Here is a 15,611-nt window from a genome sequence, read left to right as displayed (position 1 = left end):
GATGCGCTGGGCATGTTCGCCACCGGAGTGACCATCGTGACGGCCCGCAATGCAGCGGGCGAGCTCATTGGGCTGACCGCCAACTCGTTCAACTCGGTGTCGCTGGAGCCACCCCTGGTGCTGTGGAGCCTGTCACGCGCCGCCGCCTCGATGCCGGCTTTTGCCCACGGATCCCACTACGCCGTCAATGTGCTGGCAGCCGACCAGAGAGCCCTGGCCGAGCGCTTTGCCGCCCGCGGGATCGACCGTTTTGCCGGCGTGGAGCACCACCCCGGCATCAGCGGCGCGCCTTTGCTGGCAGGCGCCGTGGCCACGTTCGAGTGTTTCAACCGCAGCCGCTACGACGAAGGCGACCATGTGATTTTTGTCGGCGAGGTCGAGCGCTGCCAGCACCAGGAAGGCCTGTCGCCCCTGCTCTACCACGGTGGGCGCTTCTACACCGAGCATCCCCTCTAGCGGTGCAGCCGATGGACCGGACACTGCAACTGCACAGCGTGAACGTGGGAACGGCCCAGCCCGTGCGCATCGGCGAGCGCCGCATTCTCACCGCCATCGGCAAATCCGCCACACCCGGCCCTGTCGCCGTGGGTCCGTTGGGCCTGGCCGGTGACGAGCAGGCCGACCTGAGCGTGCACGGTGGCCTGGCCAAGGCGGTATATGCCTACCCGGCGGAGCACTACGCCTTCTGGCAGGCCCAGCGGCGCGAGCGGGGCATCAGCCCGCTGGACGAAACATTGCCGCCGGGCTTCCTGGGCGAGAACCTCACGGTGAGCGGCCTGCTGGAGCAGGAGGTGTTCGTGGGCGACCGCCTGCACTTTCCCGATTGCGTGCTGCGCGTGACGGCGCCGCGCGAGCCCTGCTACAAGTTCGCCGCAGTGATGGGGTTTGCCCAGGCGGGCCGGGTCATGGCGTTGGCGGGTTGCTGCGGCTACTACCTGGCAGTGGAGCAGACGGGCACACTGGCGGCAGGCCAGCAAGCCGTTCTGGAGCCTGGCCAACGCAGCCTGAGCATCACGCAGGCATTCGCCGGAAAGTTCGCGAAGCATTCGCGCTGAGGCGCGCAGCGCATCCTGGTACCAGATGCTGCTGCGCCGATTGGCGCATGTCTTGGTTGGCGAAGTCCACCATCGTCGTCAGTGGAGTGACCACCAGCTTCATCCGGCAGGTCGCTGTTTTCTGGGTTTTGCGGACTGGTTTTCAGCCTGCGCCTGTGGGAGTTCAGTCGTTCGTTTGGCAGAACTTTCCTTGGATCTTGTAGCCCCGATCTGGGCTGCTTTCACTGGAAAAAGTATTGGCTCTATTTGCTTGAGCAGCCTGTCAACGAAAGCAGCATCTATGGGTGCGTGCGCAAAAAGCACGCGGTACCAAAGGGGCCCAAACAACAGATCCAGGACCAGATCATGGTCCAGATTGTTCGGGATCTGCTGGGTCTCGACCGCTCGTTGGAGCAGGGCGAGACCCGCCTGGCGTCGCGGCCCAACGACTCTTTCACGCAACAGCTCCGCAGTGACCGTGTCGTACTGGCCCTCCGCCATCAACGAGCACAAGATTCGCCGCCAGAGCGGGTCCTTCAATCGTTCCACGGTGGCCAAGAGGTAGCGCTTGAACTCCGCCCGAAGCGAACGGGCGTCCTGCCTGACCCCTTCGGAAAAGCCCTCCATATAGAGATCGACCAGTAAGGCGCCCTTGGTGGGCCAGCGCCGGTAGATCGACGCCTTGGACACCCCAGCCGCACCTGCCACCTGCTCAATGGAAAAGCGGGTTTCGCCCTCTCTTCTCAAGAGAGCTCGTGCGGCCTCCAGGATCGCACCGTGGGTCTGTTGGTTGCGCGGGCGACCGCGGGTGGCTTCCGATGCCTGCGGGGCGGTGTTGGCAGATGTAGTCATGGGTCATGATTCTCACAGATTTGACATACGATACGAACCGTTTTATATTCATAAAAAAGAAACGGTCCGTTTCGTATATAGGAGACAACAGTGAAGATTCACATCTGGCGCCCCACAGCGCGCTCACGCATCAATACCGACCCAGGTCAGTTCCGCGCCGGCCGACCACGATGTCCGGCATCGCACCCTGGCTTCATCCTGGTTCCCCTCTTTGCTACCACAGGGTCCCCGCCGCAAACAACGGCAACCCATGGCAATACGTGCAAGACCTTTCCATCTCACTGACGCACAGGAGTTCTCATGAAAACAGAAGACAGCAGCAACCGGCGCAGCGCGCTCAAGAGCATCGGAGCGCTTGGTGCTTCCGCTGCGCTGATGACGCTGAGCGTCAAGGATGTGTTTGGACAGACCACGATCCCCATCGCCTTGACAACCGGCCTGAAACTGGCGAACTACGGTCCGATCTACGTCGCTGCGCGCAATGGGCTGTTTGCAAAGCAAGGACTCGCGGTCACGGTCAATGTTGGCGGCACGGTCGTTGAACCCGTGTCGATTGCACTCTCTGGTCGTGCCCCGTTGGCCGTGACTGGCACCGGGATGGCCGTGAACTCCACCCTGGAGGGCGGCCAGATGAAAGTGGTCGCCAAGATGTGCGGTGCATTGGGCATGTGGGTGATCACCCGACCGGGCACTGCGTTCACGTCCCTCGCCGACTTCAAAGGCAAAAAAGTGGCCAGCCTGCGGTACCCCTCCAACACGGTCACTTCGCCCACGTTTGCGATGAAGAAATTTGCAGGACTAGACCCCAAGTCAGCAGGCGTCGAGTTCGTTGAGGGACCTCCAGGATCGATCGTCGGCGCGGTCCGCGACAAGCGCGCAGATGTGGGTGTGGTTTTCGAGTGGGACGCCAGTATCGCTGCGCAGCAAGGTTTGGAGGTCGCCTATGGCTTCGCGGACCAGATGGGGCCCATCCTGTTGACCTCCGTGATGGTGAAAAACGATTACTTGGTCTCGAATCCAGACCTGATTCAGCGCTTTTGCAACGCCATTGCCGCGTCCATGAAACTCATTCGCGAAAACAACCCGGTGTACGTCAGCGCCATGGGCGCTGAATTCAGCAACCTTGATCGATCGGTGGTTGCAGCAGGGTGTGCCCGCCTGCTGGCCACGAAGGGTTTTGTGCCAACCAATCCCATTATCTCGAAGGCCGAATGGGATGCCAGCGTCGAGCACGACTCCTTGGCCGGAACCATCCGCAAGGCATTGACTTTTGAGGAGATGGTTGACAACCGATTTGCACAAAAGGCCACGGAAGCCTTTGGTGCCGGAGCTTGAACATGGCCACTACCTCCATCGCAGCCAGCCAAACCGACCGCTCCAGCAGCGCTACCGCCATGAGCTCAACACTTCGAATTACTTTCTATCAAGCCACACTGGTGCTGGGCATGCTTTTGGCGTGGGAGTTGCTCGTGCGATCCGGCGTTGCGCCTGTGTACCTGTATGGGCAACCCTCGGGCATCCTGGAGAAAGGACTGGCCCTGATCCGGGAAGGCGACCTCTTTGTCCATATGGGCGCAACCGCATTTGAGGCCATCCTAGGGTTTGCGATCGGCACCACGCTGGGCAGCGCCGCGGGCCTCACGCTGTGGCTGTCTGACACGGTTGCACGCGTCTTGCGCCCCATCATCGTCGCCATCAATGGTGTGCCCAAAATCGCATTGGCGCCACTGGTGATTGTTTGGTTTGGCGTGGATATGGGAGCCAAGGTCGCAATCGCCGCCAGCTTGACCTTCATCGTTGCACTGATATCCGTCTATCAAGGCACGCAAGAGGTGGATCAGGATCTCGTCAAGCTGATGCGTTCGCTCGGCGCTCGCCGGTTGACCATCTGGCGCAAGGTCATCGTTCCAGGTTCAACCCCATGGATTTTGGCCACGATGCGATTGAACATTGGCTTTGCCATGATTGGCGCGGTCGTGGGGGAATACATCTCCGCCAAAAAGGGCTTGGGCTACTTCATCTACAACGCGGGCGCGCTGTACGACCTCAACGCGGTATTCGTCGGGATTTTCTGTCTCATGGTTCTGGCACTGGTGCTGGACATTGTTCTGCTCAAAGTCGAAGCGAGGTTCAAATGGTGAAAAACAATAGCGCTACCGTGCTGGAAGCTCGCAACGTATCGATGACGTTCAACGCAGGTTCAGAGCGCGAAGTGGTGGTGTTCCGAGGCGTGAACTTCGCGCTTCACGAAGGCGAAATTCTTGCGATCGTTGGCCCCTCGGGCTGTGGCAAGTCCACACTGTTCAACATCATCGCTGGTCTGCTGGAGCCAACGTCAGGGGCCGTCTATGTTGATGGGGAGCGCATCGACGGTGCACGTGGACAGGTGGGCTATATGTTGCAAAAGGACTTGCTGCTGCCTTGGCGAAGTGTTCTGGACAACGTCACGCTCGGACTGGAAGTCCAGGGGGTCGAAACTGGCATGGCGAGAGAACGCGCAGCAGGTCTCATCAAGAGCTATGGCTTGGCAGGCTTTGAGGCGGCTCGACCCAGCTCCTTGTCTGGGGGGATGCGTCAGCGCGTCGCTTTCATGAGAACGCTCGCGCTGGACCCCAAGGCGATCTTGCTGGACGAACCATTTTCTGCGCTGGATTTCCAGACCCGGCTTGTGCTGCAAGGCGATGTCAGACGCATCATTCGTGACAGAAACAAGGCGGCCATTCTCGTGACACACGACATTGGCGAAGCCGTTGCCATGGCCGATCGTGTTCTGGTGCTATCTCACCGGCCCAGCACCGTCAAGGCCATCTACGACATCGATCTCGGAGTCTCTGAGGACGATCCCATTGCATTGCGGCGTTCTACCCGCTTCAACGACCACTTTGATGCAATCTGGAACGACCTCGACATACAAGTTTCCTCAACCGCCTGATGCTGGCACGGCCCACCATGCTTCGCTGTGAAGCGGATGGGCCAGTCAAATAAAAGTGAGTTCGCAGATGCATACGATTGCTGAAAAGCCCAACCGGGCTGCAATGTTGAATGACCGCGCGAGGGACAGCCAAACTCCCCGCAACTCCTACGAAGCACTTGTGCAGTGCGCTCATAGGTGGCCAGATCACGATGGTGTTGTTTTTCCCCTCGCAAACAAGCGTTTGAGCTTCAGCCAGTGGCTGGATCAAGCGGAGCGGCTGGCACAGGCGCTGCGCAGAATGGGAATTGGTGAAGGTGATACCGTCGCGCTGTGGGCAGAGAACCGGGTTGAATGGGCGGTGACTCAGGCAGCACTTGCGGGAATCGGTGCTGTCCTCGTGCCGATCAACACGCATTTTCGAGAAAAAGACCTGTGTTTTGTGTTGAAACACAGTCAAGCCAAGGCCATCCTGTTCTCACAGCGCTTTCGATCCAGCAACTACCTGAACATGATTGTCAGCCAGCGACCGCAAGCGCCGGCCCTGAAACACGTTATCTGTTTTGATCCGGTAGAGTGCCAGGACGTCTTGGCCTATGGCCAACTGATCGAAGACCGCGGTGATGCTTTTGTTCCAACCCAGGCATCGGCGGCCGCCATGGGTAGTGTGCAGTACACCTCCGGGACAACGGGGCAACCCAAAGGAGCTGCGCTGTCTTTTGGTGGAATGATGCTCAATGCTGCGGCGAGCGCTCGTCGGCTGAAGCTGACTCACGAGGACCGCTGGACATCGATCATTCCGCTGTTTCACTGCGCGGGATGCATCATGAACCTGATGGGCTGCCTGACCCAAGGCGCAGCTTATGTGGGCGTGCCTGCGTTCGACGCACAGGATATGTTCCGCATTATTGAAAGCGAGCGCTGCACTCTGCTCACCGGTGTACCCACCTCGTATCTGAGCATGCTGCAGCACCCAGAACGGCCAAGTTACAACCTCGGTTCGCTGCGTGCAGGTACCTGTGGGGGCTCTGATTGCGACCCTGGCGTACTCGCACGATGCGCGGCCAATTTCCCGATACCCGGTTTGGTGCAGGTCTATGGTCAGACAGAGGCCAGTACCCTGATTGCCCTTGACGAGCCGGACAGTCCTTTTCGATGGGAAACCAGTGGCTTGCCATTGGAGGGTATGGAACTGCGGATTGCTCACCCCGAAACACGGGCCTGCGTGGCTCCGATGGAGTTGGGACAAATCGAAGTGAAGGGACCGATGGTGATGATGGAATACCTTCACCAGCCGGAGGCCACCAGCAAGACCATTGACGACCAAGGATGGATGCAAACAGGCGATCTGGGCTACCTGCGCACGGACGGACGTGTCGTGGTGGCTGGAGGCCGGCTGCGAGACATGATCATCCGTGGAGGCGAGAATATTTATCCAGTCGAGGTCGAGAACCTGCTGCGAGAACATCCGGCCGTGGCAGAGGTTGCCGTCTTTGGCTTGCCCGATACGTACTATGGCGAGACGGTAGCGGCAGCCATCAGTCTGCGCGCGCCAGCAATGACCGCCGATCTGAAGGCATTCTTGACCGGAAAAGTAGCCGCATTCAAGCACCCGATCCGATACTTTCAGGTCACAGAATGGCCCATGACCTCCAGCGGGAAGATCAAGAAGCGCGATCTGCAGGCCGCTGCCTTGGCCAGCCAACTGGACGCACTCGCATGAGGTCGCCTGCATCCGGATGCAGTGCCATACACTGCGTCGTTCCGGGACCGGATTCGACCGCTGCGGCTATCGGCAATACCGACGTGATGGTCGTTTCGTCACCCTATCTCATTGGACTGCTGGAGGAGGTCAGCCACCGCGCGGTCAGAGATCTTTACGAACCTGGTGAAGCCTCGGTCGGTACCCGCATCGATGTGTCTCATGTGGCACCCGCCTTTCCGGGGCGGGAAGTCGTCGCACAGGCAAAACTGGAAACCGTGGAAGGAAGACGGCTCCGGTTTTCAGTTGCTGCCCACCAGGATGGACGATCTATCATGCACGGCATGCATGAAAGGGCAGTTGTTCGGTTGGAGAGTTTTCTTGCGACCGATCCGGGCACTCCCCCCAGACATGCGGGCCAAGGGTCCATCGAATTCTTTTTCGACTACCACAGCCCGTGGTGCTATTTCGCAGCCTTGCGCTTGGGAGCCGTTGCAGCCCGCTTGGGTCGGGAAGTAGTTTGGAAACCCATGCATCTGGCACGCCTGATCGAGCGGATTGACGGACGCCGCCCCCTGGAAGCCAACGCAGCTTTTGTGCACTGGTTCAAATCCGATATGCAAGACTGGGCGGAGGCGTTGGGTGTCGAACTTCGCTACCATCCCGATTTTCCGCTGCGGCCCGTACGGGCATTGCGTGCCACGGTCTATGCCGCACAGCAGGGACGGGCTGAAAGCTTCGTACTCGGCGTCATGCGTGCCTACTGGAGCGAATCCAAAGACATCAGCGATGCACACCAACTCGCCGATATTGGCGTTGCCGTTGGGCTCGATAGAAGCGCGGTGCTTGCGTCAATTGACGATCCGACGTGCAAAAGCGCGATCGAGGCCAATACACAGGAGGCACAAGACAGAGGCGTCTTCGGTGCACCCAGTTTTTTCTGTGATGGTAAGCTGTTCTGGGGCAACGATCGCTTGGGTCAGTTGGAGGAATATGCACAGCGATCTCGGCATGACCATCCTCCAGGCGGCTGACGGTCTGGCTGAACAAGCCCAGTTGATCGACTAGCATTTGCCCGGCCCATCAACCGACTGCCGAAATACTGCCTGACAGCCATCCCTTACAAGGTCTTGCTCGGCGCGCCGTGAGCACGCGCACGGTCAAGACATGAGAGCCTGCGATGCTGCCGTCGATATAACCCTTTGGCTTGATCAGCGTAGGCGCAGTAGATGACGGGCCAATTGCTGCGGATCCTCACCGGCGCTGGCAGGTGCTGCGCCGGCACGACCGCCAGCAGGCCCTCGTAGTTGCTGCCGATCTGCACCGTCAAGTGAAGCTGGACACGTCCAGCGCCGGGTGCTGGGGTCGGTGCGCCTGCCCAACCACGCGCTTGAGTTGAGCAGACGGACACGCTGGCGGCAGGCTAGCAGGTCAGCAGGCGACGTTGAAGCCGAGCCAAAGAGGCCTGAGCATCACGCAGGCGTTCGCCGGAAAATCCGCTCAGCATTCGCAGTGAAGCGCGTACCGCTCCTTTGCCGATAGCTTCCAGCGTTCCATGCACCTTGGAGGCCGGTTGGATCAGAATTCAGCGCCCAAACTCGGGCAGCTCGATCTTGACTTCGAGAACTTCCAGGTTGTCCTGGCGTTCCAGGTGCACCCTGAGGTCGTCGGGGCTGATCTTGACGTATTTCGAGATCACCGCCACCAGCTCGCGCTGCAGGGCGGGCAGGTAGTCGGGCTCGGCGGCATTGCGGCCGCTGCGCTCGTGCGCCAGGATGATCTGCAGGCGCTCTTTGGCAACGCTGGCGGTTTTCTTCTTTTCGCCGAGCAGGAAGGAGAGGAAAGAAGCCATGGCTTATTTGCTCCCGAACAAGCGTTTGAAGAAGCCAGGCTTTTCGGCGTCGATGAAACGCAGGGGTTTGTCTTCACCCAGGAAACGAGCGATCACATCCGAGTAAGCCTCTGACACGTCGGTGCCTTTGGCGTGGATGGCGGGCGTGCCCTGGTTGGACGACTGCAGCACCACTTCCGACTCGGGGATCACGCCGATGAGCTTGATGCGCAGGATGTCCTGGATGTCCTCCAGGCTCAGCATCTGGCCGTCTTCGACCCGGCTGGGGTTGTAGCGCGTGATGAGCAGGTGCTCCTTGATGGGCTCGCCGCCTTCGATGGCACGCTTGGTCTTGCTGCCCAGCATCCCGAGGATGCGGTCGGAGTCGCGCACCGAAGACACCTCGGGGTTGGTCACCAGCAGCGCCTCGTCGGCAAAGTGCATGGCCATCAGCGCGCCGCTTTCGATGCCGGCGGGCGAGTCGCAGATGATGTATTCAAAGCCCATGCCGGCCAGGTCGGTCAGGATCTTCCCGACGCCCTCTTGCGTGAGTGCGTCCTTGTCGCGCGTCTGGCTGGCAGCCAGCACGAACAGGTTGTCACACTGCTTGTCCTTGATGAGGGCCTGGTGGAGATTGGCCTCGCCCTGGATCACGTTGATCAGGTCATACACCACGCGCCGCTCGCAACCCATGATGAGGTCCAGGTTGCGCAGGCCGACGTCAAAGTCGATCACGGCGGTCTTGTGGCCGCGCAGGGCGAGGCCGGTGGCAAAGCTGGCACTGGTGGTGGTCTTGCCCACGCCACCCTTGCCGGAGGTCACGACGACGATTTTGGCCATGTGTGCTGATTCTCTGTGGGAGTTGATATGAATGAAAAAGGCTCTCAGGCTCTCAGGCTCTCAGGCCAGCGGCTCGATGAGGAGCTTCTCGCCGTCGAGCCGCACCTGGGCCGGCTTACCCGCCACATTGGCGGGCAGCGCGGTCTCGGTGGTGCGGTAGATGCCCGCGATGGAGACGAGCTGCGGCTCCAGGCAGGTCGAAAAAATGCGGGCCTCGGTGTTGCCGCGCGCACCGGCAATGGCACGGCCACGCAGCGGGGCATAGACATGGATGTTGCCGTCGGCAATGACTTCGGCGCCAAAGCTCACCACGGCCATCACCACCAGGTCGGCACCGCGCGCATAGACCTGCTGGCCCGAACGCAGGGGCTTGTCCACCACCACGGTGCCGGGGCCGGCCATGGGCACCTCACGGATGACTTCGACCTCATGCACCACCTCGCGGATGACCTCGCGCACTTCGGGCGCTGGCGCTTCGGCGCGGGCCTGCGGGGCATCGGGTGCAGCGGCCAGGCCCACAGCGCGCGCGGCCTCCATCTGGGCCACGCTGCCGCCGCGCACGGCCACCGGCAAGGTGCTGTGGCGGCGCAACTGGGTCGTGATGGCGGCAAAGTCGATGGGTTCGGGCGCCTCGCGCACGGGCCCCAGGTCGATCAGCACCGGATCGTTGTCGAAAAAACCGGGGGCATCGGCCACACGCTCGGCCAGGTCGGCGGCAAACTGTGCGGCGTCGGTGGTCTTGAGCACCACGGCCACTACGGGCAGCGAGGCGCTTTTGAGATCAAAGCTGGTGCGGGCTTGCGCCGCCATTTCAAGGGCCATGGAGGGATTGCAGGATGAAAGGCTCGCCACCTGGCGCCGGGCAGGCGCGCCACTGGGGGGCCAAAAAGGCAAAGTGTACTGTGCAGCACCCCGCGAAAGCGTAACGTCCCGTGCATGCCGCCTCCATGGTGGAGCGGATGCAGCCATGGCGGCAGGCGGGCGCCGCAGTGCCGGCAGTGCAGCGCCCGGGCAGGTGATCAGAGTTTCGGAATGCGGATGCGGCTGATCATCAGCGAACCCGACAGCGCAAACAGCAGCACCAGCGGGTGCAGCGTGAAGCCGCCAATCAGCACCTGGCCGAACCACAGATGCTCGCGCACCGCCCCCATATAGGCGGCCAGGGCCAGAAGACCCACCAGCACGATGGAGGTGGGGATGGGCGTGCCCTCGAAGTATTTCACCTTGCCATCGTCGCCCGACAATGTTTCGGCCGTGACGTTGTAGCGCGCCAGGCGCGACACCCCGCAGGCCACGAAGTAGGCCAGCACGATGCGGTCGTACAGCCCCTGCATGCCGCAGCCATAGGCAATGATGGCGGGCGCCACGCCGAACGAGATCACGTCGGCCAGCGAATCGAGCTCGCGGCCCATGGCGGAGCTTTTCTGGCGCCAGCGGGCGATGCGTCCGTCCAGCACATCAAAGATCAGCGCGGCCAGCACCAGGGCGCAGGCAAAGTGGACATGGAGCACATCGTTGGTCTGCAGGTACGACATCACCGAGAACAGGGCGCCCACGCCGCAGACTGCGTTGCCCAGCGTGAACCAGTCCGCCAGATGGAATTCGCGGATCATGGAGAAGCGTTTGGGCGCTGGCGGGATCGGCATGGGCAGGGCTCCGGGGTGCGTCAGGGCGCGGAAAAGCCATTATGCGGCGCCCAGGAGGCCCTGCGGCGGGCGGGGGAAGCCGCCTCAGTCGAGCGTGATGCCCGTGGACTTCACCACGCCGGCCCAGCGTTGCAGTTCCTTGCCGATGTAGCTGCGGTATTCCTCCGGGGTCGAGCCCAGCGGCTCTGCGCCCTGCACCGCCAGCTTGGCACGCACCTCGTCGCTTTGCAGCGCCTTGTTGATCTCGGTGTTCAGGCGCTGCACCACGGCATCTGGCGTCTTGGCGGGCACCATCACGCCCTGCCAGGCTCCCGCTTCAAAGCCGGGCATGACGGTTTCCGCCAGCGTGGGCACGGCGGGGTACAGGGACATGCGCTTGGCGGTGGTGACCGCCAGCAATTTCAGGCGCTTGTCGTTCACGAAGGGCATCACCGAGTTGATGGTGTCGGTCATGAACTGGATCTGGCCCGCCACCAGGTCCACGTCGGCCGGGGCGCTGCCGCGGTACGACACATGCGTGGCCTTGATGCCCTGGTGCTGGGTGAACTGGTAGGCCGCCAGATGGGTCACGTTGCCATTGCCCGCCGAGCCATAGGAGAGCTTGTCGGGATTGGCCTTGGCGTACTCGACGAATTCGCGCACGGTGTTGGCGGGAATGCTGGGGTGCACCACCAGGGCCAAAGGCACCACGGCCGTAAGGGCCACGGGTGCCAGGTCTTTCTGCACGTCGTAGCTCAGGTTCTTGTACAGGGCCGGGCTCAGGGTGATGGACGAGGTGTTGTAGAGCACGGTGTAGCCGTCGGCCGCCGCCTTGCTGACCAGGGCGCCACCAATGTTGCCATTGGCCCCGGGCTTGTTGTCCACCACCACCGACTGCCCCATCTGCTCGCCCAGCTTCTGCGCCAGCACCCGCGCCACCTGGTCGGTAGGGCCGCCCGGCGGGAAGGGCACCACCAGGGTGACGGGCTTGCTGGGGTAGCTTTGCGCCTGGGCGAGGCCCATGGGGGCCAGGGCCGCCGCGCCGGCGGCGCAGCCGAGCAAAGCCCGGCGCAGGCGCCGAAACTGGTTCGGCCGCAAGGACTGGGGGGCATCGGTTTTTTTCATGGTGCTTGTCTCCTGGGTTGTGATGAGAAGGAAATCCGTTCACGAGCGCCCGGCCAGCAGCCGGGTGGCGGTGTAGGTCATCACCATCACGCCGTGGTGATTGAAAACATCGATGCGCGAGGTCACCACGGCGCGGCCGCTCCTGGACGTGGGGCGGATCTCCGTCACCTCCACCACCGCCTCGATGGTGTCACCCACCTGCACGGGCGCCAGGATCTTCTGGTGCAGCTCCAGCATGGCCAGGCCCGTGCCCTGGATCATGGTCTGCAGGATGAAGCCCTCGATGAGCGCATAGGTCAGCGCCCCCGGCACGGGCCGCCCGGCCATGGCGCCGCCCTCATAGCCGTCTTCGATGAAGATCGCCTCCAGCATGCCGGTGACGCCGATGAAGCTGACCAGGTCGGTCTCTGTGACCGTGCGCCGGAAGGTACGAAAGCGTTGGCCCACGCTGAGGTCTTGCCACACGAAGCCCTGGCCCAGTCGGGGCAGGCTGCGGTCCACGCCTGCGGGCGTGTTCTGGCTGTTGTCCATGACGAGTGTCCTTTTCAAGAAGCGGGCGCGATGGCTGCGCGCGCGCCCAGCAATGCATCGATCTGCGCGGCGCCGAGCCCGGCCTCGGTCAGCAGCTCCCGGGTGTGTTCGCCCAGCCGCGGCGGCATGGTGATGGCGGGGCGCTGCCCGTCAAAGCGCACCGGCACGCCCGGAAAGCGCAATGCCCCCAGGGCCGGGTCGGCCACCGTTTCAAAGAATGCGGTGGCCACCAGGTGCGGGTCCTGCGGCAAGTCCGGCAGCCGGGCCACAGGCGCGGCGGGGATTTCCAGCCGTTCGCAGGTGGCGACCCAGTGGGCCGTGGTGTGGCGCTCGGTAAAGCCCGAGGCAATTTCCAGCAACTCTGCGATGTGGCGCGTGCGGCTGGCGATATCGACAAAGCGCGCATCGCGCGCCAGCTCCGGTGCCCCCACTTCCGTGAAGAAGCGCTGCCAGTGCAGGTTGGTGTAGGGCATCATGGCCACGGCCCCGTCGGCCGTGCGGTAGGGCCGGCGCCAGGGCGCCAGCACGCGCGGGTAGCCGGGGGCCGACAGCGGCGGCTCGAAATGCTGGCCGTAGTAGTGTTCGACCAGGTTGAAGCCCACCATGGACTCGAACATGGGGATTTCCACCAACGCGCCCTCGCCCGTGCGTTCGCGCTGCCACAGCGCCGCCAGAATGGCATGCGCGGCCACATGGGCGCAGGTCTTGTCGGCGGCAATCGTGGGCAGGTAGCGCATCTCGCCGCCCTGCCGCTCCATCAGATCGGCCAGCCCCGACATGCCCTGGATCACGTCGTCATAGGCCGGTTTGCCGGCATAGGGCCCGGGCAGGAAGCCCACCAGGCTGGCGTACACCAGGCGCGGAAAGCGCTGGCGCAGCGCCTCGGGCGCCAGGCCCAGGGCGGCCAGCTTTTGCGGCCGCATGCTGTGCATCAGCACATCGGCGGTGGCGATCAGCGCGGCCAGCGCTTCCTGGGCGCCGGTCTGCTTGAGGTCCAGCGCCACGCTTTTCTTGCTGCGGTTGGAGCCGAGGAACATGGCCGCCATGCCCGGCTCTTTCGTGGGGCCGGTGTGGCGGGTCGAGTCGCCCTCGGGGGGCTCGACCTTGATCACCTCGGCACCGTAGTCGGCCAGGATCTGGCTGGCCAGGGGACCAAAAATCACACTGGACAGATCCAGGATGCGCAGGCCCTGCAGCGGCTTCATCGTGCGATCTCCGTGGCGCTTTACTGAAACTTCGGCGCGCGTTTTTCGATGAAGGCGGTCACCGCTTCGCGGTGGTCGGCCGTCTTGTGGGCGATGGCCTGGTAGCCCGCCGATATTTCCAGCAGCGAAGCCAGCGAGGCGCTCTGCCCTTCGCGCAGCAGGCGCTTGGTCATGCGCATCACGGCACCGGGGTTGGCCGCGATCTTGGCGGCCAGCGCGCGGGCGGTGGGCAGCAGCTGGTCGGCCGGCACCACGCGGCTCACCAGGCCGCAGGCCAGCGCCTCCTGCGCGCTGATGGCCTCGCCGGTGAACGCCATCTCGGACGCCTTGGCCATGCCCACCGCGCGCGGCAGCAGCCAGGCGCCACCGTCGCCCGGCACGATGCCCACGCGCACAAAGCTCTCGGCAAAGGTGGCGGTTTCGCTGGCGATGCGGATGTCACACATGCAGGTCAGGTCCAGCCCCGCGCCGATGGCCGGGCCGTTGACGGCGCAGATCACGGGCACATCGAGCTGGACCAGCGCATTCGGGATCTGCTGGATGCCCTGGCGGTATTCCTCGCGGATGAGGTCGGGCGTGAGCGCGTCGTCAAAAAAGCGCTGCATGTCCTTGACGTTGCCGCCCGAGCTGAAGATGGGCCCGGCGCCGGTGAGGATCAGCACCTTCACGCTGGCGTCCTTGCGCACGGTGTCGCACAGCTGCACGAACTCCTGCACCGCCGTGTTGCCGGTGAGCGCGTTGCGCGTCTCGGGCTGGTTCATGGTGGCGGTGAGGATGCCGCCGTCGCGCTCGATGGTCAGAAAGGCCATGGTTTTTCTCCGCTATAACAAAATGAGCTGCTGGCGCTTGTGAATCAATGGTTTCATATGGTTTTCAATATGGAATCCATAAAAACAGGCGCTACCAGCGATGGTTTTTAAAGTGCCACGGGCACATCGGTGATGCGCCGCACGATGTCCAGGGTCATGCCCTGGTGCGCCAGCAGGGCCTCGCCCGCCACGCCGTGCCAGTAGGCCTCGCTGCCCGCGGTCTGGCGCCAGGCATGCAGGCGGCGGGTGAACAGCTGCAGGTCGTATTCGGCGGTGAAGCCGATCGCGCCGTGGATGGCGTGCGCCAGCTCGGCCACCACCAGCGCCGCCTCGCTGCAGCGCGCCTTGGCCGTGGCGACGCGCAGGCGGTCGGGCGCCAGGCCGGCGCCGCTGCAGCCCAGCTGCGCCGCCATGCGCGCGGCAAACACATGCTCGCTCATCACCGCCAGCTGGTGCTGGATGGCCTGGAACTTGCCGATGGGGCGGCCAAACTGCTGGCGCTCGTTGGCGTATTGCAGCGTGCGGTCGAACACGGCCTTCAGTGCGCCGGCCATCTGCGCAGCCACCACGGCAGCCTGCAGGGTGCGCACGTCGAGTGCGGCATCCACCGCCACCACGGGTGCGGCCTGTACCTGGCCTGCGGGCCAGGCCAGCGCGGCATCCAGCGCCAGCGCCTGGGGCGTGACTTGCGCGCCCGTCACGGGCAGCAGATGCCAGGCACCACCGGCCTGCACCAGCACCGATGCCGCCACCGCGCCGCCGCGCACCAGCGCGCAGCGCAGGCCCCCGTCCTGCAGCCGCTCGCCGCGCGCCAGCGTGATGCTGCCAGCGGGACGCGCCACGCCGGCCTGGGCCAGCAGGGCGCGCGCCACCAGGGTGTCGCCCAGCGGCAGCGGCAGCGCATGCGCGCCGCATTGCTCCAGCACGCCAAACACCTGGGCCAGGCCCAGGCCGGCGCCGCCGTCACCCTCGCTCAGCAGCGCATCGGCCAGGCCGGTGGCTTCCAGCTGCGCCCACAGAGCCGCCGTGGCGGGCGCGCCGCGTCCGCCGGACTCCATGGCCCGCACCACCTGCGGCGTGCACTGGTCGGCCAGCACATCGCGGGCGGCGTCGGCAAACATGTCGTTGTTGTTCGTGGTCATGTGT

17 protein-coding genes are annotated in these 15,611 nt (G+C 63.4%); 7 read left to right on the top strand and 10 right to left on the bottom strand.

From position 1 onward, the window contains the following. Window positions 1-12: 12 nt before the first annotated feature. Together K225_RS0101855 and K225_RS0101850 are read left to right on the top strand one after the other, a co-directional pair. A complete protein-coding gene (locus K225_RS0101855; protein WP_081679581.1) occupies window positions 13-456 on the top strand; it encodes a flavin reductase family protein in 444 nt (147 codons plus the stop codon). Window positions 457-467: 11 nt separating this feature from the next. Next, entirely contained in the window at window positions 468-1,055 is a 588-nt protein-coding gene (locus K225_RS0101850) for an MOSC domain-containing protein (protein ID WP_026434822.1), read from the top strand. Window positions 1,056-1,154: 99 nt separating this feature from the next. Here K225_RS0101850 and K225_RS20165 read toward each other — a convergent pair whose 3' ends face one another. Then, complete coding sequence (locus tag K225_RS20165) at window positions 1,155-1,886, bottom strand: TetR/AcrR family transcriptional regulator (RefSeq protein WP_051248588.1); 732 nt, start codon at window positions 1,884-1,886, stop codon at window positions 1,155-1,157. A gap of 300 nt (window positions 1,887-2,186) precedes the next feature. Between K225_RS20165 and K225_RS0101840 the strand changes: the two genes are divergently transcribed. From K225_RS0101840 to K225_RS0101820, 5 genes are all read left to right on the top strand, one after another. Next, entirely contained in the window at window positions 2,187-3,221 is a 1,035-nt protein-coding gene (locus tag K225_RS0101840; RefSeq protein ID WP_026434821.1) for an ABC transporter substrate-binding protein, read from the top strand. A gap of 2 nt (window positions 3,222-3,223) precedes the next feature. Next, window positions 3,224-4,027 (top strand): ABC transporter permease, encoded by an 804-nt coding sequence (locus K225_RS20160; RefSeq protein ID WP_202900008.1) that lies wholly within the window; start codon window positions 3,224-3,226, stop codon window positions 4,025-4,027. Continuing rightward, window positions 4,021-4,818 (top strand): ABC transporter ATP-binding protein, encoded by a 798-nt coding sequence (locus tag K225_RS0101830; protein WP_026434820.1) that lies wholly within the window; start codon window positions 4,021-4,023, stop codon window positions 4,816-4,818. The genes K225_RS20160 and K225_RS0101830 overlap by 7 nt, the downstream gene beginning before the upstream one ends. A gap of 67 nt (window positions 4,819-4,885) precedes the next feature. Continuing rightward, the gene (locus tag K225_RS0101825; RefSeq protein WP_202900007.1) at window positions 4,886-6,520 is read left to right on the top strand and encodes a class I adenylate-forming enzyme family protein; all 1,635 of its coding nucleotides are present in this window, start codon (window positions 4,886-4,888) and stop codon (window positions 6,518-6,520) included. A gap of 86 nt (window positions 6,521-6,606) precedes the next feature. After that, a complete protein-coding gene (locus tag K225_RS0101820) occupies window positions 6,607-7,533 on the top strand; it encodes a DsbA family protein (RefSeq protein WP_238323173.1) in 927 nt (308 codons plus the stop codon). A gap of 551 nt (window positions 7,534-8,084) precedes the next feature. Here K225_RS0101820 and minE read toward each other — a convergent pair. From minE to K225_RS0101775, 9 genes are all read right to left on the bottom strand, one after another. Continuing rightward, window positions 8,085-8,351, bottom strand: coding sequence for a cell division topological specificity factor MinE (gene minE, locus K225_RS0101815; protein ID WP_026434817.1), 267 nt, complete (start codon window positions 8,349-8,351; stop codon window positions 8,085-8,087). A gap of 3 nt (window positions 8,352-8,354) precedes the next feature. Beyond that, entirely contained in the window at window positions 8,355-9,170 is an 816-nt protein-coding gene (gene minD, locus K225_RS0101810) for a septum site-determining protein MinD (protein ID WP_026434816.1), read from the bottom strand. Between the two features lie 60 nt (window positions 9,171-9,230). Beyond that, window positions 9,231-9,992, bottom strand: coding sequence for a septum site-determining protein MinC (minC, locus tag K225_RS0101805; RefSeq protein ID WP_026434815.1), 762 nt, complete (start codon window positions 9,990-9,992; stop codon window positions 9,231-9,233). A gap of 197 nt (window positions 9,993-10,189) precedes the next feature. After that, window positions 10,190-10,816, bottom strand: a complete 627-nt coding sequence (gene pssA, locus K225_RS0101800; RefSeq protein ID WP_026434814.1) for a CDP-diacylglycerol--serine O-phosphatidyltransferase — start codon at window positions 10,814-10,816, stop codon at window positions 10,190-10,192. Between the two features lie 84 nt (window positions 10,817-10,900). Continuing rightward, entirely contained in the window at window positions 10,901-11,920 is a 1,020-nt protein-coding gene (locus K225_RS0101795; protein WP_034711574.1) for a tripartite tricarboxylate transporter substrate binding protein, read from the bottom strand. Between the two features lie 39 nt (window positions 11,921-11,959). Beyond that, the gene (locus K225_RS0101790) at window positions 11,960-12,451 is read right to left on the bottom strand and encodes a MaoC family dehydratase (RefSeq protein ID WP_034711572.1); all 492 of its coding nucleotides are present in this window, start codon (window positions 12,449-12,451) and stop codon (window positions 11,960-11,962) included. Between the two features lie 14 nt (window positions 12,452-12,465). Next, on the bottom strand, window positions 12,466-13,656 hold the full coding sequence (locus tag K225_RS0101785; RefSeq protein WP_026434811.1) for a CaiB/BaiF CoA-transferase family protein: 1,191 nt from the start codon (window positions 13,654-13,656) through the stop codon (window positions 12,466-12,468). Between the two features lie 20 nt (window positions 13,657-13,676). Continuing rightward, window positions 13,677-14,465 (bottom strand): crotonase/enoyl-CoA hydratase family protein, encoded by a 789-nt coding sequence (locus tag K225_RS0101780; RefSeq protein ID WP_026434810.1) that lies wholly within the window; start codon window positions 14,463-14,465, stop codon window positions 13,677-13,679. 107 nt (window positions 14,466-14,572) lie between these two features. Beyond that, window positions 14,573-15,607 (bottom strand): acyl-CoA dehydrogenase family protein, encoded by a 1,035-nt coding sequence (locus K225_RS0101775; RefSeq protein ID WP_026434809.1) that lies wholly within the window; start codon window positions 15,605-15,607, stop codon window positions 14,573-14,575. Between the last annotated feature and the right edge of the window lie 4 nt (window positions 15,608-15,611).

It is taken from the genome of Acidovorax sp. JHL-9, from assembly GCF_000426205.1.
In the GTDB taxonomy this organism is placed as follows: domain Bacteria; phylum Pseudomonadota; class Gammaproteobacteria; order Burkholderiales; family Burkholderiaceae_C; genus Acidovorax; species Acidovorax soli.
Note: the sequence above shows the minus strand (reverse complement) of the source record. Positions and strands in the feature narration are given on the sequence as shown.

Coding starts and splice junctions, on each gene's coding strand:
- K225_RS0101795 (WP_034711574.1), bottom strand. CDS start 11,920: ATGAAAAAAACCGATGCCCCCCAGTCCTTGCGGCCGAACCAGTTTCGG.
- K225_RS0101790 (WP_034711572.1), bottom strand. CDS start 12,451: ATGGACAACAGCCAGAACACGCCCGCAGGCGTGGACCGCAGCCTGCCC.
- minE (WP_026434817.1), bottom strand. CDS start 8,351: ATGGCTTCTTTCCTCTCCTTCCTGCTCGGCGAAAAGAAGAAAACCGCC.
- minC (WP_026434815.1), bottom strand. CDS start 9,992: ATGGCCCTTGAAATGGCGGCGCAAGCCCGCACCAGCTTTGATCTCAAA.
- K225_RS0101780 (WP_026434810.1), bottom strand. CDS start 14,465: ATGGCCTTTCTGACCATCGAGCGCGACGGCGGCATCCTCACCGCCACC.
- K225_RS0101855 (WP_081679581.1), top strand. CDS start 13: ATGTTCGCCACCGGAGTGACCATCGTGACGGCCCGCAATGCAGCGGGC.
- K225_RS0101785 (WP_026434811.1), bottom strand. CDS start 13,656: ATGAAGCCGCTGCAGGGCCTGCGCATCCTGGATCTGTCCAGTGTGATT.
- K225_RS0101840 (WP_026434821.1), top strand. CDS start 2,187: ATGAAAACAGAAGACAGCAGCAACCGGCGCAGCGCGCTCAAGAGCATC.
- K225_RS0101830 (WP_026434820.1), top strand. CDS start 4,021: ATGGTGAAAAACAATAGCGCTACCGTGCTGGAAGCTCGCAACGTATCG.
- K225_RS0101825 (WP_202900007.1), top strand. CDS start 4,886: ATGCATACGATTGCTGAAAAGCCCAACCGGGCTGCAATGTTGAATGAC.
- minD (WP_026434816.1), bottom strand. CDS start 9,170: ATGGCCAAAATCGTCGTCGTGACCTCCGGCAAGGGTGGCGTGGGCAAG.
- K225_RS0101820 (WP_238323173.1), top strand. CDS start 6,607: ATGGTCGTTTCGTCACCCTATCTCATTGGACTGCTGGAGGAGGTCAGC.
- K225_RS20165 (WP_051248588.1), bottom strand. CDS start 1,886: ATGACTACATCTGCCAACACCGCCCCGCAGGCATCGGAAGCCACCCGC.
- K225_RS0101850 (WP_026434822.1), top strand. CDS start 468: ATGGACCGGACACTGCAACTGCACAGCGTGAACGTGGGAACGGCCCAG.
- K225_RS0101775 (WP_026434809.1), bottom strand. CDS start 15,607: ATGACCACGAACAACAACGACATGTTTGCCGACGCCGCCCGCGATGTG.
- K225_RS20160 (WP_202900008.1), top strand. CDS start 3,224: ATGGCCACTACCTCCATCGCAGCCAGCCAAACCGACCGCTCCAGCAGC.
- pssA (WP_026434814.1), bottom strand. CDS start 10,816: ATGCCGATCCCGCCAGCGCCCAAACGCTTCTCCATGATCCGCGAATTC.